The sequence below is a fragment of the Allobosea sp. OK403 genome, from assembly GCF_900113835.1.
Classification (GTDB): Bacteria; Pseudomonadota; Alphaproteobacteria; order Rhizobiales; family Beijerinckiaceae; genus Allobosea.
Map to the genome: position 1 here is coordinate 20,750 of NZ_FOQV01000007.1, position 20,405 is coordinate 41,154.

Below are 20,405 nucleotides of genomic sequence, written 5' to 3' on the forward strand. Positions count from 1 at the left end.
TTATGTCGACCGAGGCGCGGGGACTAGGCCGCTGGGCGCGGGGAACCCCTCTCCTGCATCGAAGTAGGGTTTACCCGACTTCGACACTTTGAGTGCTGAACTCGGGCAGGCCCGAGTTCAGTGAGAGGGGCAGGGGTGAGGTGTCGGCCCCTGGACCAGTTGTGTGACGACCTTGCCGTCATTGCGAGCGCAGCGAAGCAATCCAGAAGACGTAGAGGGAGTCCTCCTGGATTGCTTCGCTGCGCTCGCAATGACGAGGGAGCAGCGGGCGGCTCACAGCCGAAACGTCAAACGGCCAACCCCTCACCCTGCCCTCTCGCTACGGGAGAGGGTTCTACGCCGAGGTTTCGGACTAGCTCCAATCCGCAGGCGGAAAGCTCGGGTTGCCGTAGGGATAATAGTCCGTCAGCGCGAGATTTTCGTAGGGCAGTGCCTGGAGATGCACGGTGCCCATGAAGGGTTGAGGCGGTTCGACCAGAAGGATCGTCGGGGCAAAGCCGCTATCGTCGAAGCCGCGGCGGAAATGCGCGCGCGACTTGATCGCGATCACATCGAATTCATCGGGCTTGAAGCCGAGCTGCCAGAGCTCCGACGGCTCCATGATCTGGACGAGATAGGGGCTCAGCACCACGACATTGCCCTTGCCGAAGCTCACGCAGATCCATTCATTGCCAGTGCCTCGTGCCGTCGTGGCGTGGCTGAGATAGCGTATCGTCCCGGCGATGCGGACGGGCTCGCCGGCCGATTCATCGAACAAGCCGCCGATCTCCGCATCGAACGCATCACCCGGCTTGGCGCCGGCGGCCAGCACCGAACGAATGATGTCGGGCGAGGCGATCGTGGCGATCAGGGTCCGTTCGAGCTTTTGCTCGATGATCTCCTGCAGCAGCCAGGTCGCGTAGCCCGAGCGGTCGCTGTAGTCGGCGAGCACGACGGGGGCTTTGCCTGCTGTCACAGCCTCGCGGGCCAATGCGACGCCCTGCTGCATCGTGTGGATTTTGACGGTGTTGAGCAGCGCCTCGCGCCGCCGCCAGGTCCATTCCGCCATGTCGCGGATGACGCGGTCGGCAAGCGCCGGGTCGTTATTGGTCAGGACCTGGAGCCCCATGCCGGCATCGGGCACGTCCGACCAGGGAAAGCCGAAGAACACATTGACGAAGACATCGGGCTCCCGCGCCTCCCAGATCAGCGCCCGCTGGATGAGGTCGGACCAGGGCGAGGCGCCGGTCCACATCACCACGGTCGGAGCGATGATCGGAATTCGAACCGTTCGATGCAGCGGTTTGAAGCTGCCGCGGATCGCCCTGACCAGCATGCGCGCCGCGCGCTCGCCCTGCAGGTGCATGTCGTAATGGGGGAAGTATTTGACGGTGAAGGCCATGTCGGCCTGCTGCAGAAACGCCTCGTCCTCATTGCCATGGGGGTCGAAGGTCGCAGAGATGAAGACTTGCCGGCCGACCACCTCGCGGACCCGCCGCGCTATATCGGCTTCGGGACGCGGCACGCCGCGCACCGCCAGTGCGCCGTGAAGCGCCAGATAGACGCCGTCGAGCCTCTGTTGCGCCTTCAGTTCCGTGATCATGATGCGCAGGAAATGCTCGTAGGCATCCCGGGTGATCCAGCCCGACCCGGTGCCGGTGCGCGGCCAGAGCGGGGAGGTGATGCCGATCAGCTCGACATCGCCATATTCGCGCGCGACCTGTACGAAGCCGCCCATATAGCCCTTTGGGTCGGTGGCGAGCAGCGCTTCGCCGCCGGCCGGCGAGCCTGGATAGATGAAATCCTCCCGCGTCGTGTCGTTGGGGAGGAAGGTGACGGTCTCATGGGCAAATTGCAGGACTGCGATACGCATAGGGAGCTGCCTCACGCCGGCTTCACGTCGTAGAACTGGGCGAACCCGTTGCGCATGCCGGTCAGCCCGCGATAGGCCGTTTTCTCGTAATAGGCGCCCAGCGGGATATAGGGCACGTCGGCGAAGAACTGTTTCTGGATCTCGGCGCAGATCGCCTTCTGGGCAGCAAGATCCTTGGCAACGAACCACTCGGCGCGCAGATCCTCCAGGCGCTGCGATTTCGGCCAGCCGAACCAGGCCTGGTCGCCATTGCCGCGAATGCCGAGCTGACTGGCCGGATCGAAATTGTTGGTACCGTTCAGATAGGTGAAGAAGATATTCCAGCCGCCCTTGTCGGTGGGCTGCCGGCTGGCGCGGCGCTGGACCACGGTGCCCCAGTCGCTCGAAACCAGATCCACGTTCATGCCGCATTTCTGCAGCGCATCGGCCGCCACCATCGCCAGCGCGTGGGTCGAGGGATAATCGGTCGGGTCGAGCATCACCACGCGCTCGCCCTTGTAGCCGGCCGCCGCGAGTTCGCGCTTGACCTTCTCGAAATCCCGCTTGCCGACCAGGACGTCCGTGCCGACCGTCGTCGCCAGCGGCGTGTCGGGGCTGAAGACGCCGACATGGTCCTTCCACATCGAGCGTTCGTCGCCGGCGACTGCCGTCATGTATTCGGTCTGGTCGATGGCGCCGAGCAGAGCCCGCCGGATGGCCGGATTATCGAACGGCGGATGCAGGCAGTTGAAGCGCAGGCAGCCGATGCCGCCAGCGGGATCGAGCCCTTCGATCTTGACCCCGGCCCGGCTCTTCAGCACGCCCAGCAGGTCCGGTGTCGGGTTCTGCCACCAGTCGATTTCGCCGGCGCTGAGCGCATTGGCCGCCGTTGAAGGGTCAGGCATGATGCGCCATTCGACGCGGTCGAAGAAGACGTGCTTGGGACCTGCGGTAAAGCTGGCGGAGCCGCCCGAGCGCGGAACATAGCCGCTGAACTTCTCATAGACCGTCAGCGCGCCGGAGACCCGCTCATCGGCCTTAAAGCGGAACGGGCCGCTGCCGACCATCTCGGTCACCTGCTTATTGGGATCGGTGACCGCGAAGCGTTCCGGCATGATGCAGGGCATCGAGGTCCCGGTCTTGCCGAGCGCTGCCGGCAGCAACGGGAAAGGCCGTTTCAGACGGAATTTCACGACGCGGTCCGATTCAGCCGACAGCTCATCGGTCGCATCCATTAAGGCGCGACCAAAGGCGTCGCGGGCGGCGAAGCGGCGCACGCTCGGCACGACATCCTGCGCCCGCACCGGCTCGCCGTCGTGGAAACGCAAGCCCTCGCGCAACGTCAGCCGCCACAGCTTGCCGTCATCCTCGACCGTATGGCCGGCCACCATCTGGGGCTCGAAATTATAGTCGCTGGTCTGCCCGTAGAGCGTATCGAAGATCAGATAGCCGTGGTTGCGCGTCACCGTCGCCGTCGTCCAGACCGGGTCGACAATCGCGACATCCGATTCAGGCACGAATTTCAGCAGCCTCGCCGGTTGTGCGATGCTGGGCTTGGCCAGCGCCGATACGGCGGCGCCAGCCGCGGCGCCAAGAAATGTCCGACGCCTCATGCCTGGAACCTTCCGTTTGAGCAGATGGAATGGTCGCGAATAGAGCGTCGCCGCGATGCCGGCCGATCCTAGAGCGCCGGAAATGACGGGCGCAAGCCATGCGCCGACTGGGACCCCCGTGAGCCGGGCATGGCTTGCGAGCCTCCCGCATCTCACGCGGTTTTGGGCCATTCCGGCTCGGTGGCTCGCTGCCAGTTTCGTGGACACCGAGATCGCTGCAGTCCTCGCTCCCAGGGGGGATGAAACCGAGGCGCTGCTTTATTCGCCGCTCGCTGTCGGCAGGTCGCTGCGCCCGGCCCATTCGTGCCAGGATCCGACGAAGACGCGGACATCCTCGAAGCCAGCTTGCCTGAGCGCGTAGAGTGCGGTCGCTGCCCGCGCGCCGCGATGGCAATAGGTCACGATGGGCTGATCCTTGCGCAAGCCCGCCTTGAGCGCGAGTGCGGCGACCTCCGCGGATGTGCGATAGGCACCACCCTCGACCAGATCCTCCCAGAAGATGTGATTGCAACCGGGAATGCGGCCGGCGCGAGCGCAGCAGGGGTGGACGAATTCGCCGGTGAACTCGCTGCGCCGGCGCACATCCAGCAGCATCGTGGATTGGCCAGCTTCCTCGATCGAGGCGATCAGCTCGCGCCGGAACGGGCGGCTCGGCGCAGCGCCTGCTTCTGCCGGGGCGATGATCGCAGCCGGGCCATGGCCGGGCTCGACTGCGAAGCCAGCGGCGCGCCAGGCCTTGATGCCGCCATCGAGGATCAGACCGCCTTCAAGCCCAAGGAACTCATGGAACCAGAGGCCGCGCGGCGAGATCATGCCGGTGTCCTCCTCGAAGAAGACGACGGTCTTCGCCGCAAACAGGTTCAAGCTCTCGAACGCCGCCTCGGTGGCCGCAGCGAGCGAGGCGATGCCGGCCTCGTCGCTTTGCGGGATGAAGTAGTCGTAGACGTTGAGATGCATCGCGCCGGGCAGGCTCGCCTCGCGCCAGGCTTCGATGCCGCGCACATCGACGAGGACGAGCCCGGCTTCGCCGAGCCGCGCCTGCAGCGCCTTGGCGTCGATCGTTACAGCCATGGCCAGTCGCTCCTGTCCTGATGCGTGTTGGGCGTTGAATTCGCAGCCCCCGCCGTGGCGGTGACGCGGGCGGCGAGCGCGATGTCGAAGATGTTGAGCCCAAAGCTCGAGAGATAGACGAGGCTGCCGGGCTTCGGCGTAAAGCCGCCGGCGAGCGCCGTGCCGAGATCGGCCGCGACGCGCTCCGCGGGGAAGCGGCCGGCGCGGTGCATCTGGAACAGGCTTTTGGCGCTCTTCAGCCGGAACTCGCCCCAGAGATCGACCACGACATGGTCGGCCTTGTCGATCGCCTCGAAGGAAACCTCGTGATAGCCGACCTGGACGACCAGCCGGCCGGGTGTCAGCGCGGCAGCGTCGAGGATCGGCTCCTTGGCATTGGTGCAGGTCAGGACGGCGTCGCTGCGCGCAGCCTCCTCCGCGCTCTCTGCCACCTCCACAGGGAAGGGCCAGTTCCGCGCCGCCAGCGCCTCGGCCCTGGAACGCGTCCGGTTCCAGATCAAGACGCGCCCCAGCCCCGGATGCAGCGCCGCCAGCATCTCCAGATGCGTGCGGGCATGGAAGCCGGCGCCGAGCACCGCAGCGCTGCGCAGCGGCACCGGCATCAAGCTCTCCAGCGCCAGCGCCGAGACTGCAGCGGTGCGCATCGCAGTCAGCAGCGCGCTCTCGACGATGCCGAGCGGCAGGCCGCTCCGGCGATCATTGACGATGGTAGAGGAGGTGATCATCGGCTGCCCGTCGCCGAGCGCTGGCCGATGGGCTGTCCATTTCACCCCTGCGACCTGAAAGCGACCGCCGAGCGAGGCGGGCAGGGCATAGGCCCGGCCGGGCACATCGGGGATGCCTAGCGCAACCGAGGTCTCGGCCGGCATCTCGGCCTCGCCCGCGCGCAGCAGCGCGAAGGCGTCGCGGACATCGGCCAGCGCGAGGCCGAAATCCGCACCGCCGGCCGCGATCACCGCCGCGCGATCGAGCACGGGCAGGCTCAGAGTCATGCTGGCAAGGCTTCCGGCGCCTCGGTCAGCACTTTGGCGAAGGGGTAGAGCGCCGGGCTGCCGCCGCAATGCACGAAGAGCACGTCGCTGCCGGCAGGGATCTTGCCGCTCGCCGCCAGCGCGAGCACGCCGTCCATCGCCTTGCCGGTATAGACCGGGTCGAGCAGCACGCCGTCGCTCTGGGCGACGCGGTTGATCGTGGCGATGCCGCCCGGGCTTGGCACACCATAGGCGGAACCGACAAAACCGTCCTCGATCCAGATATCGGCCGGCTTGAAATCCTGCGCCCAGCCGAGCAGCGCGGCGCAATCATTGGCCATGCCGGCGATGCGCTCCTGGAACCAGGCGGCGTCGCGGCTGACGCTGATGCCGACGATCCTGGTCTTGGGCCAGTACCGGCGGATGCCGACATAGAGGCCCGCCAGCGTGCCGCCGGAGCCGGTGGGCGCGGCGACGATGTCGGGCGGCTGGCGCCCGGCCGCGTCGAGCTGGCGCGACATCTCCTCGACCGCGCGGACATAACCGAGCGCGCCAAGCGGGTTCGCCCCGCCGAGCGGGATGACGTAAGCCGTCTTGCCGGCGGCTTCCGCCGCTTTCGCATGGGCGGCCATGCGCGGATCGACCTGGGTGAAATAAGCTGTCGGCTCCAAGAATTCGAGCGTTGCACCGAGGAGACGGTCGAGCAGGAGATTGCCCTGATATTCGGTCGGCGGGTTGCCGCGCAGCACCAGCACGGCTTCCATGCCGAAGCGCCGCGCCGCGGCCGCGACCATGCGAGCATGGTTGGATTGATGGCCGCCGGTGGTGATCAGCACGCTGGCCTTCTTGGCCAGCGCGTCGGCGAGCAGGAACTCGAGCTTGCGCACCTTGTTTCCGCCGCCGCCGAAGCCGGAATAGTCGTCCCGCTTCATCCTGAGCGTGATACCGGCTTCAGCCGAGAGGTTCGGCAAATCGTCGATCGGTGTCGGGAAGAAGCCGAGCTCGACGCGCGGGAAATCGTCGGGTGTCATCGCGAGATACTCCGGATGGTGATGGTGTAGTTCATGATCGGCCCTTGGCTGCGATCGCCGGCAGCCAGAGCAGCAGCGACTGGATGAAGCGGTCGATGCCGGAAAGTTCGACGAATTCGTCGGGGCCATGGGCGTTGCCGCCATGGCCGAGCCCGCCGATGATGAAGGCGTCGCTGACCCCTGCGAAAGCATAGGCCGGCGCTGCGCCGATGGCCCAGGGCCAGGATTGCGGGTTTGCGCCGAGCGCCCGGTAGCTCCCCGCGAGTTCGGCGAAGCCGAGCGCGGCGGGATCGAACCAGCAGCCGGGATAGGCGTCGTCGAGCGAAAGCACGGCTGGAGCGCAATCCCGGGCGAGGCGGGCGATCTCGCCGTCCGGGTCGAGCCCGGCCGGCAGGCGCATGTCGAAGCGCGCGCTCGCGCCTGTCGGGATGACGCTGCGCCCGCCCAACGGAGACGACGAGACCTCCGCCAGATTGAGATGAGCGGCCGTCAGCACATGCTCCAGCAATTCGCGCGGCGTGCCGTCGCGGGAGAAGCGGCTGGTCGCACGGAAGGAGAGTTCGGCCTGCGGATCGAAGGCGGCCGTGAGTTCGTCGAGCACGGGTAGGAGCGGTGCTGGCAGCACGACCTTGCCGCGCGAGCCGCTATCGAGGCCGGCGAGCGCCTTCACGAGTTCCCAGATCGGGTTGGCGATCCAGGGTGAGTTCGAGGCGTGGCAAGGCTTCACCGGCCCGCCCCAGGCGCCGCTTTCGACCGATATCCTGCCCTGAGCCAGGCCCTTGAAGCCGAAATAGATCCGCGGCGGCCCGCCGCCATATTCGCAGAAGGATGGGAACAGTGCTGTCGAAGCTCGGCGCACCGGCGTGTCCTGAGCGGTCAGGTAACGCCTGAGCGCAGCGCTGCCGGTCTCTTCCTGGCCTTCGAGCAGGATTTCGATATTGGCATCGAGGGCGGAGGTCGCGATGAGATGGCCAAGCGCCACCAGCATCGCTGCCATCGGCCCTTTGTTGTTCTCCGCCCCGCGCCCGACATAACGCGGCCCCATCGGCCCCTTGATCACGCCGCCGATGAAGGGATCGACGCTCCAGCCCTCGAGCGTGGCCGGCATCACGTCATACATGTTGTAGAGCAGGATGGTGACGGGCGCCCCGCGTTCGATCCGGGCATGGACGACCGGCGGATCGAGTTTCAGCCCGTCCGCGACGATGGTCGCACCGAGATCGTCGCGCAGATGGGCAATGAGGGTCTGCGCCATCACCTTCAACCCGGCCTCGTTGCCGGCGAAGGAGCGGATCGGCGTCCATTCCGCGAGCAAGTCGAGCGTGCGCGTGCGCAGGCCTGCGATCACATCGGGCCCGGTCACAGCCTGATCCTCGGATTCAGCAGCACATAGGCGATGTCGACCATGAGGTTCGCCAGCACGAACACCGTCGAGGCCAGCAGCACCACTGCCTGCACCAACGGGAAATCGCGGTTCTGGATCGCCTGCACCGCGAGCCGGCCGATGCCGGGCCAGGCGAAGATGATCTCGGTGACGAGCGCGCCGCCGAGCAGGGCGGCGAAATACATCGCCTGCACCGTGAGCACTGGGATCAGCGCGTTGCGCAGCGCATGGCCGATGATGACGCGGCCCGGCGACAGGCCCTTGGCGCGGGCGGTGCGGATATAGTCCTCGCCCATCACGTCGATCAGGCTCGCACGCACGAGGCGGGTCACCGCGCTGGTGTAATAGGCGCCGAGCGTCAGGGCCGGCAGGATGAGATGGCGCGCCTCGCCATAGCCGCCGGTCGGCAGCAGCCGCCATTTCATCGCAAAGAACAGGATCAGCACGAGGCCGAGCCAGAACACCGGCACGGCCTGGCCGGCCAGCGCCACGGTTCGCACCAGGAAGTCGACGAGACCGCCGGGCTTGATCGCGGCCAGCACGCCGAAGACGAAGCCGAGTGTCGTGCTCCAGGCCAGCGCCGCCACCGCGAGCAAGGCGGTCGCTGGCAGGCGCTCCAGCACCAGTTCCATTACAGGCCGCTGGAAGCGCAGCGAGATGCCGAAATCGCCGGTCAATGCCTTGCCGAGATAACGCAGATATTGGACCAGGACCGGATCGTCGAAGCCCATTGCCTTGCGGAAGGTGTCGATCTCGGCGCGGCTGGCATCGGGCGACATCATCAGCGCGGCCGGGTCGCCCGCCAGGAACAGGCAGAAGAACACGATCGCGGAGACGCCGAGCAGGACGACGGCCGATTGCAGCAGGCGGTTGCCGAGGAAGCGCAGCATGGCTCAGTCGACCCGCACTTGCGTCAGGCGGATGAGGCCGTCGCCGAGGAAATTGAAGCCGATCACCAGCGCCGCGATGACGAGGCCGGGATAGATCACCAGCCAGTCCGCGACCAAGAGATAGGAGCGCCCTTCGCCGATCAGGTTGCCGAGCGTCGGCACCGGCGGCTGCACGCCCAGGCCCAGGAAGCCGATCGAGGCTTCGAGCACGATCAGGCGAGGAAGATCGAGTGTCAGCAGCACGATCTGCGGCGTGACGATGTTGGGCAGGATATGGCGCAGCACGATGCGCAGGCGCGAGGCGCCGAGCGCGCGCGCCGCCTCGACATAATCGAGCTCGCGCACCTCCAGCGTGCGGGCGCGGGCGACGCGGGCGAAGATCGCCCAGCCGGTGACGCCGAGCACGATCACGACATTGGCGATGCTGGGGCCCAGCACCGCGATCACCAGCAGCACCAGCAGGATGAAGGGGATCGAGAGCTGGATGTCGACGAGCCGCATGATGACGATGTCGATCCAGCCGCCGGCATAGCCCGCCAACAGCCCGAGGCCGGTGCCGATCAGCGCCGAGATCAGCCCTGCGATCACGACGATACCGAGGGAAAGTTGCGTCCCGGCCATGATCCGCACCAGCAGGTCGCGGCCGAGCTGGTCGGTGCCGAGCGGGTGCCATTGCCCGGCGACGATGGTTCCGGGCGGCTTGAAGGTCGCGGTCAGCACGCCCTTGATCGGGTCGAGCGCCCAGAGCTGCGGGCCGAGCACGGCCAGCAGCAGGACGGCGATCAGGAGTATTGCGCCGACGCAGCCATCAATGCCGGCAAAAGAGCGTCTCAGCTCAGGTGTCACGGACCGAACTTCAGGTCGAACAAGGGCAGGCGAGCATCGGGGCGTCCCTTGAAGACGAGGTCCTTGCGCGCCGCATAGAGCGAGTCTTCCTGGTAGAGCGTCAGCAGCGGCACATCCTCGACCATCTTGTCCTGGATCTCCAACAGCACGGCTTTGCGCTTGTCGGCGTCGACGATCTTGCGGCTCTGGTCGAGCAGCGTATCGAGCGCCGGCATCGAGACGGTCGAATAGGGCTCGCCCGTGCGCAGGATGGCGAAGAGCGCGGCGTCGGCGTCGAGCGTCTGGGTCGAGCCCCAGGCCAGCATGTAGATCGGCGCCTGCTTGCCGGCCGGAACCTGCTGCGCATAGACCGACCATTCCGGCACTTCGAGCTCCGCCTTGACGCCGATGGCGGCGAATTGCTGCGCGATCGCCTGGCCGACCTCGGCCGAGGAGATGTAGCGGCGCGGCACCTGCATCTTGATCGAGAAACCGTCGGGATAGCCGGCTTCCGCCAGCAGCGCCTTGGCCTTGGCCGGATCGTAGGCCGGCGGCTCGATCGCCTTGTAGCCGAAATCGGCCGGGCTGGTCTGGCTGCCGGTCGCGGTACCCAGACCCTTGAGGATCTCCGCGACGATGGTCTTGCGGTCGATCGCCATCGAGAGCGCACGCCGGACCTTGACGTCGGAGAGCGGCTTCTCCGTCGATTTCAGGCCGAGATAGATCGTCAATCCGCCATTGCGGACCTGCTCGAGATTGAGCTCGGGGCTTGCCTTGACCAGTCCGACGAGCTCGGCCGGCACACCCTCGATCAACTGCACCTCGCCGGAGACCAGCGCCGCGATGCGGGCCGTCGCCTCCGGAATCGGCTTCCAGACGACACGCCCAATCGTGGGCTTGCCGCGCCAGTAATCGGGATTGGCGACCATGACGACCCGGTCGTCCTGGACGAATTCGGTGACCTTATAAGACCCGGTGCCGACCGGCTTGCGGGCGAAGACGTCCTTGCCGACCTCGGCGATGTATTTCGGCGGCACGATGTAGGCGGGGTAGCGGCTCATCCGTGTCGGCAGCAGGGGGTCGGGGCCGTTGGTGCGCACGCGTACGGTCAGCGGATCCACCACGTCGACGCCGACCACGGAACGGACATAGGAAATCGTCGGCGATTTGGCGTCGGGGTCGATCACGCGGTCGAAGGTGAATTTGACGGCGGTCGCGTCGAACGCCTCGCCATTGTGGAATTTCACGCCCGGCCGGAGCTTGAACTCCCAGGTCGTGTCGTCGATCGCGGCCCAAGACAGGGCAAGGCCCGGGATCAGCTTCATCTCCGTGTCGCGCAGGATCAGCGTGTCGAAGATATTGTCGACCAGCGTGCCCGCCTCGCGCAGGAAGCCGGGGTCGAGCGTTGCGGCGGAGGCCGCGCGCCCGATCACGAGCTCGTTGGGGGCAGCGAGGACGGGCGATGCGGCGGTTGCCGCCAGCAGGCCCAAGCCCAGCATTCCAGAGCCCAGCACTCCAGATAGGATCCGTCGCATGCCAATCCCCTTTTTTATGGCGGCCTTGTCGGCCGCATCAGAATTCCGTCGCGCTGCAGAATATATTCTGTAACATCGACCGCAAGAGATATTGCGTCTGAATTTGCGGCAGGCAGGAGAACGTTTGATGGGCAGATCAGCCGTGTTCTGGCAGGCCGTGACGAAGGCTCCGCGCCGCGCCACCAGGCGTTGCAGCCAGCCATTGCCAATCACGAAGCGCCGCGACATCTTCCGCGCTTCCGCCGACGGAGCCGCTTCGTGAGCCTTGACCAATTGCCGATCGCGCCCAAAGGCGGCCTGACCGGGCATGTCGAAAGAACGCTCAAGCAGGCGCTGATGGAAGGCAGCCTGAAACCCGGCGAAAGGCTGGTCGCGCGCGATCTCGCCGCCAGGCTCGGCACCAGCCCCACCCCGGTCCGCGAGGCGCTGCTGAAACTCGTCGCCAGCGGCGCGCTGGAGATGGCGCCGGCGCAGTCCTTTACCGTGCCGGCTCTCTCGCTCGAGGGTTATCGCGAGATCATCGACATCCGCATGGTGGTCGAGAGCCTCGCCGTCGAGCGCGCAACGCCATTGCTGACCGAGCAGGATCTTGTCGACCTGCGCGCGATCAACGAGCGCTTCAAGGATGCCCGGGCGCGCAACGCGGCGCGCGAGGCGCTGCATGAGAACAAGGAATTCCGCTTAATGCTCTATGAGCGCGCGGCGATGCCGGCGCTCTATGCGGTGATCGAGTCGCTCTGGCTCAAGATCGGGCCGAGCCTGAATTATCTCTTTCCGGTCGATTCCACCCGGCTGGGCGAGCCGCACAACCATGACCTGCTGCTGGAGGCGCTGGCCCGGCGCGACACCGAAAAGGCGGTCAGGCTGATCCGCAAGGCAATCGAGGACGGCGCGGCGGTGATCGGCGAACATTTCGCCGAAGATGAGCGGATTGGGGCGTCGGCTGCGGCAAGCCGTTCTCGCGCCGGCTGAGCCGAAACGACCCGCAAACGGGTGGAGCGTCGCTTTCGTCGATCGTCCAAGCGCGCCTCTGCGAAACGCTCCGGCGGGTCAGGCGGCAGCGTGTGATTTGTTGCTGGTGATGTTGTCAATCTATGGATTGATGCGATTGTAGTCCGAGATTAATTCGAAATAGCGAATAAAATTTTCGTATAGATTTAATAAATATACTTGTAGTTTTCACAGTATCGACTTGATGTTTGCTGATTCGTCAATTTAAGCTGCCTTCGTATCCGCAGGGGGTACGTATGGCCGGCGATGAATTATGGTAATTGCAGGGATATTGTTCCTGGTCGGCATATTGATTGGGCTATCGTACAGCTATATCGCAATTCTGGCGGCCAGCTTCGTGCTGGTGGTCGCCATGGTGCTGCTATGGCTGATATTGGGCAGCCTTACGCTGTTCAGCATCTTCGTCCTGATTGGCTATCTTGCCGCGCTTCAGAGCGGCTATCTCCTCGGAGCCTATCTCGGCACCAAGGACGATGCGTGATCACCAGAACCAGATGGCGCGGCCGGCGGCCACGCAGAGCGAAATCCAGAACAGGATCGTGAAGCTGATCCAAATCAGCACGGTGGAGAGCGATGGGCGAGGACGCCTGGACGCTGCACGGAGCATATCTGTTTCCCGATGAGCCAATTGGTTGATGCCATCGGAGAAGCAGCAAGATAGCCGCCGCATTGGTGCCTAGAGTATCTTCGGGCGAAGTGGACACCGGTTCGCGTGAAGACAATGCCTTAGAATAAGGAGGTAGAATATTTCCGTGTTTCGAAGAAACGCGGAAATATTCTTGTGATGAGGGGAGCGTCGGCGCTCCCCTCATCTGGGAATCATGTCGAAGAGGCTCCGTTACACCGCCTGCCTGACGAAATGGCCGGGCGCGACCTCGACCAGCGCCTGCGCCGGAGCGCGCCAGTCCAGCGAGCGGATCGGGCTTGGAATCTCGTCGATCGCGAGTTCGCGGCGCAGGGATCGCCGCGCCGGATCAGGCACCGGCACGGCCGAGAGCAGCTTGCGCGTATAGGGATGGCGCGGGTTGGCGAAGACGGCCTCGCGCGTGCCGAGCTCGACGATCTCGCCGAGATACATCACCGCGACGCGATGGCTCACCCGCTCGACCACCGCCATGTCATGCGAGATGAAGAGATAGGCGAGGCCGAACTCGGCCTGCAGGTCGAGCATCAGGTTGAGCACCTGCGCCTTGACGGAGACGTCGAGCGCCGAGACCGCCTCATCCGCCACGACCAGCTTGGGTGAGAGCGCGAGCGCACGCGCGATGGCGAGGCGCTGGCGCTGGCCGCCCGAGAACTCATGCGGGAAGCGCGTGCCCATGGCGGGCGAGAGGCCGACGCGGCGCATCAACTCCGCCACGCGCTCCCTGGCCTCCGCGCCCCTGGCGAGACCATGGACGACGATCGGCTCGGCGATGGCCGCGCCCACGCTCTTGCGCGGGTTCAGGCTGGCGAAGGGATCCTGGAAGATCATCTGCATGTCGCGGCGGACATTGAGCAGATCGCCCTTGCCGAAACCGGTCACGTCGCGGCCCTCAAAACGCACCGTGCCCGCCGTGGGCTCGATCAAGCGCAGGATCGAGCGCCCGGTCGTCGACTTGCCGCAGCCGGATTCGCCGACCAGCGCCAGCGTCTCGCCGCGCTGCAGCGTGAAGGAGACGTTCTCGACCGCATGGACCCGGCCGCGCAAACGTCCGAGCAGGCCGCCGCGAATGCCGAAGCGCGTCGTCAGGCCGGAGACCTCCAGCAGGGGCGCCTCTTCGGCCTTGACCGTGTCGGCCGCCTCGACCGGCTTGCCCCGCACCTCGCCATTATCGGGGTCGATATGGGGGAAGCGCAGCGGCCTGCCATGCCCCTCCATGTCTCCGAGCCTGGGCACGGCGGCGAGCAGCGCCTTGGTGTAGCCATGCACCGGCGCGTTGAAGACCTGAGGAGCGGGCGCATCCTCGAGTTTGCGCCCCTTCCACATCACCACGACGCGGTCAGCGATCTCGGCGACGACGCCCATGTCATGGGTGATGAAGAGGACCGACATGCCCTCCTCGTCCTGCAGCGTCTTGATCAGTTCGAGGATCTGCGCCTGGATCGTTACGTCGAGCGCCGTCGTCGGCTCGTCGGCGATCAGGAGCTTTGGCTTGCAGGCGAGCGCGGTCGCGATCATCACACGCTGACGCATGCCGCCGGACAACTGGTGCGGATAGTTGCCGAAGCGCGTCTTGGCGGAAGGGATGCGCACCTTCTCCAGCATGCGCAACGCTTCGGCTTCGGCGGCCGCCTTGTCGAGCCCGCGATGATAGCGCAGCGCCTCACAGATCTGGTAGCCGACGGTCAGAACCGGATTCAGGCTGGTCATCGGCTCCTGGAAGATCATCGCGACATCATTGCCGCGGACCTTGCGCATCTCTTCTTCCGAGAGCGCCAGCAGATCGCGACCTTCGAGCGCGATCTTGCCTTCGATGCGGCCATTCGCGGCCGAGACCAGCCGCATGATCGAGAGCGCGGTGACGGATTTGCCTGAGCCGGATTCACCGACGATCGCGACGGTTTCGCCCGGCGCGACGTCGAAGCTCAGATCTTCGATCGCCCAGCGCCATTGCCCGCCGACACGGAAGGCCGTCTGCAGATTCTGGACGGAGAGGACAGGCCGGCTCATCGTTCACCCTTCAGCTTGGGGTCGATGGCGTCGCGCAGACCGTCGCCGAGGATATTGAGGGCGAAGACGATGATCAGGATGGCCAGGCTTGGCGCCAGCACGAGCCAGTAGCTGTCGAGGATGTTCTCGAAACCCTCGCGGATCATGCCGCCCCAGGTCGCGGTCGGCGGCTTGACGCCGAGCCCGATGAAGGCGAGCGAGGCCTCGGTGCGGATCGCATTGGCGAGCCAGAGCGAGCCCATCACCAGGATCTCGGGGAAGATGTTGGGCAGGATATGGCCTGCCATGATCCGGGCGTCGGAGAAGGCGAGCGCTCTTCCGGCCTCGATATAGTCGCGCTCCTTCACCGAGATCGTCGGCGCGCGCGCAATGCGGGCGAAGGAGGGGATCGAGGTCAGCGCGATCGCGATGGTGATGTTCTCCATCGAGGGGCCGAGCATGGCAACCAGGATCAGGCCGAGGATGAGCGAGGGGAAGGCGAGCAGGATGTCCATCGTCTGCATCACGACGACATCGAACTTCCCGCCATACCAGCCGGCCAGGATGCCGATCAGCGACCCCAACACCAGTGCGATCACGGTCGAGGCGACGCCGATGACGAGCGAGATCCGCGCGCCGTAGAGCAGGCGGGAGAGGATGTCGCGGCCGAAATAATCGGTGCCGAGATAGTAGTCGTCATGCGGCGGCTGCAGCCGCGACAGGATGTTCTGCTCCAGCGGGTCGTGCGGCGCGATGATGGGCGCAAGCACGGCGGCCAGGATCACCGCGACGACGATGACGAGGCCGACCCAGGAGGTCTTGTTGGCGTTGAAGGCGCCGATGATGGCGGCGAGCCAGCGCAGCCGCGGCGGGGCGGCCTGGCCGGCATCATGGACCGAGGCGCTCATGACAGCTTCACCCTTGGATCAACGAAGGCATAGGTCAGGTCGGTGGCGATGTTCACCAGCACGACGATCAGCGTGTAGATCACCATCATGCCCTGCAGCATGGTGTAGTCGCGCTGGTTCAGCGCGCCGACGATGAGCTTGCCCAGGCCCGGCCGGTTGAAGACGATCTCGGTCAGCACCGAATTGCCGATCAGGATACCGAGATACAGGCCGACGATGGTGATGACCGGGATCAAGGCGTTGCGCAGCGCGTGCCGCCAGACGACGACACGCCAGGGCACGCCCTTGGCCCGCGCGCTGCGGACATAATCCTCCTGCATCACCTCGAGCATCGCCGAGCGCGCCACCCGGGTGATGTAGGCCGCCATGATCAATCCGAGATTGAGCGCCGGCAGCGCCATCGACTGGAACCAGGCGGAGGCCGAGCCGGAGCGGGCGCTGATCACCGGGAACCAGCGCAGCATGATCGCAAACAGGATCAGCAGGATGATGGCCGAGACGAAGGGCGGGAAGGACAAGCCGAGCAGCGAGGCGATGCGCGTCACATAATCGGGCATGCGGTTGCGGTTGATCGCGGCCCAGACGCCGAGCGGCACGCCGATGGCGACGCCGATCAGCATCGAGACCACGGTCAGCTCCAGCGTCCAGGGCAGGACGGAGAGGATCTCCTGGATCACCGGCCGGCCGGTGACGAGCGAGACGCCCCAGTCACCCCGGATCGCACCGCTGAGGAAGGTCCAGTATTGCTCGATGAGAGGTGCGTCGAGACCGAGCCGTGTCCGCATCGCCGCGATCGCGGTGGCGTCGGCCTGGTCGCCGAGGATGACCTGCGCCGGGTCGCCCGGCACGATCCGCACCACGACGAAAACGAGGGAGAGCACGGCCCAGAGCGTGACGACCGCAAAGCCGAGCCGTTTGACGAGAAAGGCGCCCATGATGCCGCCATGTTGGAGGAGAAGGAGCCCGCAGTAGCTGCCCGCTGCGCCTAAGCCAATTCCAGTACCCGCGTCATCCCGGGCGGAGCGTAGCGGAGACCCGGGGATCCATGCCGGAACGGCTCAGGCATGGATCCCGGATCGGCGCCGCTACGCGGCTTGTCCGGGATGACAGAGGTGGTTCATCTCACTTGGTGAAGTGCGTCGTCTCGAGCACCGGCGGGCCGAGATTGAGCGAGGCCTTGAGGTCGTAGCCGAGGTCGAGGCTGTCCTTATAGGCCCAGAGCTGCATCATCTCGTTGACCGGGATCGCGCAGACCTCCTTGATGATCTTCTCCTGCGCCATCTTCCAGAGCGCGAGCTGCTTGGCCTTGTCGGTTTCCGAGCGGGCCGCATCGATCTCGGCATCGGCGACCTTGCAGTGCGAGAAGTTCGTCACCGCCGTCGGCGTCTTCACGATCGCGCGCGAATGGAAGAACTGCGAGAGATAGACATCCGCGATAGGGAAGCGCGCCGCCTGGAAATGCACCACCTGCGACAGGTCCTGCCGGATCTGCTGGTGGAAGGTTGCGTGCTCCACGGGCTGGATCTCCAGCGTGATGCCGGCCCGCTTCAGGAGCGCCTGCGTCGCCTCGGTGAAGCTCAGCATCGAGGGCAGCGTCGTGTTGATCGCCTTGACCGTGACGCCGTTGGGGAAACCGGCCTCGGCCAGCAGGGCCTTCGACTTGGCGAGATCGAACGGGTAGAGCGGCGCCTTCTCGTCTGTGCCGAGATAGCCCGAAGGCACGACCGAGACGGCCGGCCGGGAGATGTTCTTGCCGCGGAACTGCCAGATCGCGTTGCGGTCGATCGCATAGGCGATGGCCTGGCGGACCTTGAGGTTGTCGAGCGGCGGCTGGCTCATATTGAGATGCAGCATCGACATCTCGGCCGGGCCCATGGCGACGACCTTGACCCCGGGCAGCGCGTTCATGCGGTCGACCCAGGCCTGTTCCTGCCGGCCGAGCATCATGTCGAGCTCGCCGGACTGGAAGGCGAGATCGCGCGAGGAATCGGACGGGATGAAGCGGTAGAGGATCTCGGTCAGCTTCGGCTTGCCGCGGAAATAGTTCGGGTTGGCGACGAGCTTGGCGTATTGCTGCGGCACATATTCCTGGAACATGAACGGGCCGGTGCCGACAGGCTTCTTGGCGAAGCCGTCCTTGCCCAGCTCCTCGGCGGCCTTCTTACAGACCATGTTGCCGCCATGGTAATTCATGACGATGCCGAGCAGGCTCGGAATAGCCTGCTTCAGCGTGATCTTGACCGTGTATTTGTCGGGCGCCTCGACCTTGTCGAAGGCGGCGTAGTCGGAGGAGAAGGCCGAAGAGTCCTTGTTGGCGGCGCGGGCCAGCGAATAGACCGCGTCCTCCGCGGTGAATTCGCCATAGCCGTGATGGCACTGCACGCCCTGGCGCAGCTTGAAGGTCCATTCCTTGCCGTCGGTCGAGGAAGTCCAGCTTTCCGCCAGATCAGGCTCCATGAATTCCGGCGAGAGTTCGCCCGGCTTGATCCGGACCAGGCCGTTGAACATCCATTGCAGCATCGCCTTGCCGGGCGTGCCGGAATTCAGATGCGGATCGAGCACGCCAGCATCGGTGCTCTGCATGCCGACGGTCAGCACCGTCTTCTGAGCCAGTGCGGGCGAGCCCAACAGGGCCCCCGCGAGCGCGGCGGCGATCACCAGTCCGGTTTTTTTCATCGTTATTCCCCTGCTTTTCTTGGGTATGCGATTTTCTTGGATATTCGATGCGTCCGGCGGTTTCGCCGATCCCTGTCCGCAATCTTCGGGCCAGAATCTTCGGGCCAAGATCTTCGGGCCAAGCCCGTCTAAAGCGTATCCTCCAGCCGGCAATTCACCAGCAACTCCGCGACTGATGCATTGTTAGGCAGAGCGAGGACAGTAGCAACCAGTTGCGCGAGATCGCCCGGTTGCGTCATGTCCTGGCGGTTCATCGCATTGCTTGCGGCCGTCATGTCGGTGGGCACGAAGGAGGGGCAGAGCGCGGTTGCCCGCACGCCCTTGTCCCAGGAGATTCGGCGCGCCGCATGGGTCAGCGCCACCATCGCATGCTTGGTCATGTTGTAGGCGACGGCGTCGTTGCGCACGCGCTTGCCCGACATCGAGGCGATGTTGACGATGCGCCCGGCCCCGCTCGCTTCCAGATGCGGCAGCGCGCAATGGATCAGGCTGAGCGGCCCCTTGCAATTCACGGCCCAGATCGCGTCGAGCACGGCCTCATCTGGTGCGCGCAAGGTAATGGCGCTGTGCATGCCGGCATTGTTGACGAGCCCGTCGATCCGGCCGAAGCGCGCAACCGCCGCATCAGTCCAGGCCCGATGCGTCGCCCAATCCTGAGCGTCATAGCGTGCGATATGGATGCGGGTTTCATCCCAATCGGCGCTCATCGCCTTGAGCGAAGCGAGATCGCGCCCGCCCAGGCTCAAGGCATAACCTTGCTCATAAAGCGCCTGCGCGACGGCGCGGCCAATGCCGCGATTGGCGCCGGAGATCAGGATCACGCGTTTGGTGGGGGCAAGCATCGGACAGTCCTCTAGCCTCTAGCCGTGCAGGGTCAGCACGGAATCTGGGGCGGTGGAGCCGGCGAAGCGGCCCAGCCTGAAGGGGCTGAGATCGAAGCGCGGCTGCCGCATCAGCGCAAGATCGGCAAGGATTTCGCCGGTGATCGGGCCGATGCCGAAGCCATGCCCGGAAAAGCCTGCCGCGACGACCAGCCCGTCGATCCCGGTATGGGCGTCGATCGCCGGGAGCGCGTCGGGCGTGAGATCGATCAGGCCGCCCCAGATCCGCGAGACTCCGGCATCCGCCATCGCCGGCAGAACCTGCGTCACCCGATCGATCAAGGTGGCGATGTCGGCTGCGCGCGGCGCCAGATTGTCGGCGCTCCAGGAGCCGGGCTCGTGCGGCCAGTCGCCGATGCCGGTGGTGACGCGCAGGCGCCCGTCAATCTCCTGCCGGCCGGCGGCGTCGGCATTGGCGACGCCGAAGACCTGCTCGAACAAGGGCGGCAGCGGCACGCTCTGCAGCACGCAGACCAACCTGATCCGCAGGGGCAGGTCGAGCCCGAGCGGCCGCAGCAGTTCGGGCGCATGGATGCCTGTCGCCAGGATGACGCGTCCAGCGGAGACGATCTCGCCATCGTTGGTCTCGACGCCGGTGATCGTATCGCCGGAGCGGATCAGCGCCCGCACGCCGATGCCGTCACGGATCACCGCGCCATGGCGCGCTGCCGCGGCGGCGAAGGCCCGCACCGCCGGGATCGGGTCGGCATGGCCGTCGCCCGGGCAGAAGGATGCGGCGAGGACTGACGGAGCAATCGCCGGTGCGATCGCCATGATCGCGGCATTGTCCGGCAGATAGTCGATCTCGAGTCCAAGCCCGCGCTGCTGGACGACAAGCTCGCGAATCACCTCGACCTCGGCTTCCGTCCGCGCCAGGCGCAGATTGCCGCGCCGGCGATAGCCGGTCGCGGCTCCAAGCTCCTCGTCGAGCCCGCTCCAGCGCGCCACCGCCGCCTTCGCCAGCGGCAATTCGGCCGGGTCGCGGCCCGATTGCCTGACGCCGCCAAGCGTCCAGCCGGAGGCCATCGCCGCGAGGCTGCGCGCCTCGAACAGCGTCACGGAATGGCCGGCGCGCGCGATCTCATAGGCCGCCGCCGCGCCGCTGATCCCGCCTCCGACGATGACGACGTCAGGCATCGGACCGAA

At 65.7% G+C, this 20,405-nt stretch carries 18 protein-coding genes; 2 read left to right on the top strand and 16 right to left on the bottom strand.

Annotation, left to right across the window (positions count from 1 at the left end; translation table 11 throughout):
- Positions 1-352: 352 nt before the first annotated feature.
- From BMZ97_RS20990 to BMZ97_RS21030, 9 genes are all read right to left on the bottom strand, one after another.
- Positions 353-1,852 carry a M81 family metallopeptidase gene (locus BMZ97_RS20990; protein ID WP_092174175.1) on the bottom strand — a complete coding sequence of 500 codons (1,500 nt, stop codon included), beginning with the start codon at positions 1,850-1,852 and terminating at the stop codon, positions 353-355.
- An 11-nt stretch (positions 1,853-1,863) separates the two neighbouring features.
- Positions 1,864-3,444, bottom strand: coding sequence for an ABC transporter substrate-binding protein (locus tag BMZ97_RS20995; RefSeq protein ID WP_092174178.1), 1,581 nt, complete (start codon positions 3,442-3,444; stop codon positions 1,864-1,866).
- 258 nt (positions 3,445-3,702) lie between these two features.
- Positions 3,703-4,515 (bottom strand): sulfurtransferase, encoded by an 813-nt coding sequence (locus BMZ97_RS21000; RefSeq protein WP_092174181.1) that lies wholly within the window; start codon positions 4,513-4,515, stop codon positions 3,703-3,705.
- Positions 4,506-5,507, bottom strand: coding sequence for an ornithine cyclodeaminase family protein (locus tag BMZ97_RS21005; RefSeq protein ID WP_092174184.1), 1,002 nt, complete (start codon positions 5,505-5,507; stop codon positions 4,506-4,508). Before BMZ97_RS21005 ends, BMZ97_RS21000 begins: the two co-directional genes overlap by 10 nt.
- Positions 5,504-6,517: a 1-aminocyclopropane-1-carboxylate deaminase/D-cysteine desulfhydrase gene (locus tag BMZ97_RS21010; protein ID WP_092174188.1), complete on the bottom strand. Its 1,014-nt coding sequence runs from the start codon at positions 6,515-6,517 to the stop codon at positions 5,504-5,506. The genes BMZ97_RS21005 and BMZ97_RS21010 overlap by 4 nt, the downstream gene beginning before the upstream one ends.
- 31 nt (positions 6,518-6,548) lie before the next feature.
- Positions 6,549-7,880: a M20 family metallopeptidase gene (locus BMZ97_RS21015; protein WP_092174191.1), complete on the bottom strand. Its 1,332-nt coding sequence runs from the start codon at positions 7,878-7,880 to the stop codon at positions 6,549-6,551.
- Complete coding sequence (locus BMZ97_RS21020; protein WP_092174194.1) at positions 7,877-8,791, bottom strand: ABC transporter permease; 915 nt, start codon at positions 8,789-8,791, stop codon at positions 7,877-7,879. Before BMZ97_RS21020 ends, BMZ97_RS21015 begins: the two co-directional genes overlap by 4 nt.
- A 3-nt stretch (positions 8,792-8,794) precedes the next feature.
- Positions 8,795-9,637: an ABC transporter permease gene (locus tag BMZ97_RS21025; protein ID WP_092174197.1), complete on the bottom strand. Its 843-nt coding sequence runs from the start codon at positions 9,635-9,637 to the stop codon at positions 8,795-8,797.
- On the bottom strand, positions 9,634-11,151 hold the full coding sequence (locus BMZ97_RS21030; protein WP_092174200.1) for an ABC transporter substrate-binding protein: 1,518 nt from the start codon (positions 11,149-11,151) through the stop codon (positions 9,634-9,636). The genes BMZ97_RS21025 and BMZ97_RS21030 overlap by 4 nt, the downstream gene beginning before the upstream one ends.
- A 258-nt stretch (positions 11,152-11,409) precedes the next feature.
- Here BMZ97_RS21030 and BMZ97_RS21035 point away from each other — a divergent pair, with 258 nt between their 5' ends.
- Both BMZ97_RS21035 and BMZ97_RS21040 read left to right on the top strand, forming a co-directional pair.
- The gene (locus tag BMZ97_RS21035) at positions 11,410-12,123 is read left to right on the top strand and encodes an FCD domain-containing protein (protein WP_210188295.1); all 714 of its coding nucleotides are present in this window, start codon (positions 11,410-11,412) and stop codon (positions 12,121-12,123) included.
- Between the two features lie 328 nt (positions 12,124-12,451).
- On the top strand, positions 12,452-12,643 hold the full coding sequence (locus BMZ97_RS21040) for a hypothetical protein (protein ID WP_139221283.1): 192 nt from the start codon (positions 12,452-12,454) through the stop codon (positions 12,641-12,643).
- On the opposite strand, the gene BMZ97_RS31765 is transcribed toward BMZ97_RS21040, so the two are convergent.
- The 7 genes from BMZ97_RS31765 to BMZ97_RS21070 form a co-directional block, all read right to left on the bottom strand.
- Positions 12,644-12,769, bottom strand: coding sequence for a hypothetical protein (locus BMZ97_RS31765; protein ID WP_280141768.1), 126 nt, complete (start codon positions 12,767-12,769; stop codon positions 12,644-12,646). It lies immediately after the preceding gene.
- 231 nt (positions 12,770-13,000) lie between these two features.
- Complete coding sequence (locus BMZ97_RS21045; RefSeq protein WP_092174206.1) at positions 13,001-14,815, bottom strand: ABC transporter ATP-binding protein; 1,815 nt, start codon at positions 14,813-14,815, stop codon at positions 13,001-13,003.
- Positions 14,812-15,702, bottom strand: a complete 891-nt coding sequence (locus BMZ97_RS21050; protein WP_092174210.1) for an ABC transporter permease — start codon at positions 15,700-15,702, stop codon at positions 14,812-14,814. The genes BMZ97_RS21045 and BMZ97_RS21050 overlap by 4 nt, the downstream gene beginning before the upstream one ends.
- Positions 15,699-16,637 carry an ABC transporter permease gene (locus tag BMZ97_RS21055; RefSeq protein ID WP_092174213.1) on the bottom strand — a complete coding sequence of 313 codons (939 nt, stop codon included), beginning with the start codon at positions 16,635-16,637 and terminating at the stop codon, positions 15,699-15,701. Before BMZ97_RS21055 ends, BMZ97_RS21050 begins: the two co-directional genes overlap by 4 nt.
- A gap of 187 nt (positions 16,638-16,824) precedes the next feature.
- The gene (locus BMZ97_RS21060; protein ID WP_092174216.1) at positions 16,825-18,378 is read right to left on the bottom strand and encodes an ABC transporter substrate-binding protein; all 1,554 of its coding nucleotides are present in this window, start codon (positions 18,376-18,378) and stop codon (positions 16,825-16,827) included.
- A 128-nt stretch (positions 18,379-18,506) separates the two neighbouring features.
- A complete protein-coding gene (locus BMZ97_RS21065) occupies positions 18,507-19,220 on the bottom strand; it encodes an SDR family NAD(P)-dependent oxidoreductase (protein WP_092174219.1) in 714 nt (237 codons plus the stop codon).
- An 18-nt stretch (positions 19,221-19,238) separates the two neighbouring features.
- Positions 19,239-20,396: an NAD(P)/FAD-dependent oxidoreductase gene (locus tag BMZ97_RS21070; protein WP_092174222.1), complete on the bottom strand. Its 1,158-nt coding sequence runs from the start codon at positions 20,394-20,396 to the stop codon at positions 19,239-19,241.
- Between the last annotated feature and the right edge of the window lie 9 nt (positions 20,397-20,405).

Bases quoted from the DNA above. Each gene is read 5' to 3' on its own strand.
- BMZ97_RS21045 (WP_092174206.1), bottom strand. From the start codon at position 14,815: ATGAGCCGGCCTGTCCTCTCCGTCCAGAATCTGCAGACGGCCTTCCGT.
- BMZ97_RS21000 (WP_092174181.1), bottom strand. From the start codon at position 4,515: ATGGCTGTAACGATCGACGCCAAGGCGCTGCAGGCGCGGCTCGGCGAA.
- BMZ97_RS21020 (WP_092174194.1), bottom strand. From the start codon at position 8,791: ATGCTGCGCTTCCTCGGCAACCGCCTGCTGCAATCGGCCGTCGTCCTG.
- BMZ97_RS21070 (WP_092174222.1), bottom strand. From the start codon at position 20,396: ATGCCTGACGTCGTCATCGTCGGAGGCGGGATCAGCGGCGCGGCGGCG.
- BMZ97_RS20990 (WP_092174175.1), bottom strand. From the start codon at position 1,852: ATGCGTATCGCAGTCCTGCAATTTGCCCATGAGACCGTCACCTTCCTC.
- BMZ97_RS20995 (WP_092174178.1), bottom strand. From the start codon at position 3,444: ATGAGGCGTCGGACATTTCTTGGCGCCGCGGCTGGCGCCGCCGTATCG.
- BMZ97_RS21030 (WP_092174200.1), bottom strand. From the start codon at position 11,151: ATGCGACGGATCCTATCTGGAGTGCTGGGCTCTGGAATGCTGGGCTTG.
- BMZ97_RS21055 (WP_092174213.1), bottom strand. From the start codon at position 16,637: ATGGGCGCCTTTCTCGTCAAACGGCTCGGCTTTGCGGTCGTCACGCTC.
- BMZ97_RS21050 (WP_092174210.1), bottom strand. From the start codon at position 15,702: ATGAGCGCCTCGGTCCATGATGCCGGCCAGGCCGCCCCGCCGCGGCTG.
- BMZ97_RS21005 (WP_092174184.1), bottom strand. From the start codon at position 5,507: ATGACTCTGAGCCTGCCCGTGCTCGATCGCGCGGCGGTGATCGCGGCC.
- BMZ97_RS21065 (WP_092174219.1), bottom strand. From the start codon at position 19,220: ATGCTTGCCCCCACCAAACGCGTGATCCTGATCTCCGGCGCCAATCGC.
- BMZ97_RS21060 (WP_092174216.1), bottom strand. From the start codon at position 18,378: ATGAAAAAAACCGGACTGGTGATCGCCGCCGCGCTCGCGGGGGCCCTG.
- BMZ97_RS31765 (WP_280141768.1), bottom strand. From the start codon at position 12,769: ATGCTCCGTGCAGCGTCCAGGCGTCCTCGCCCATCGCTCTCCACCGTG.
- BMZ97_RS21010 (WP_092174188.1), bottom strand. From the start codon at position 6,517: ATGACACCCGACGATTTCCCGCGCGTCGAGCTCGGCTTCTTCCCGACA.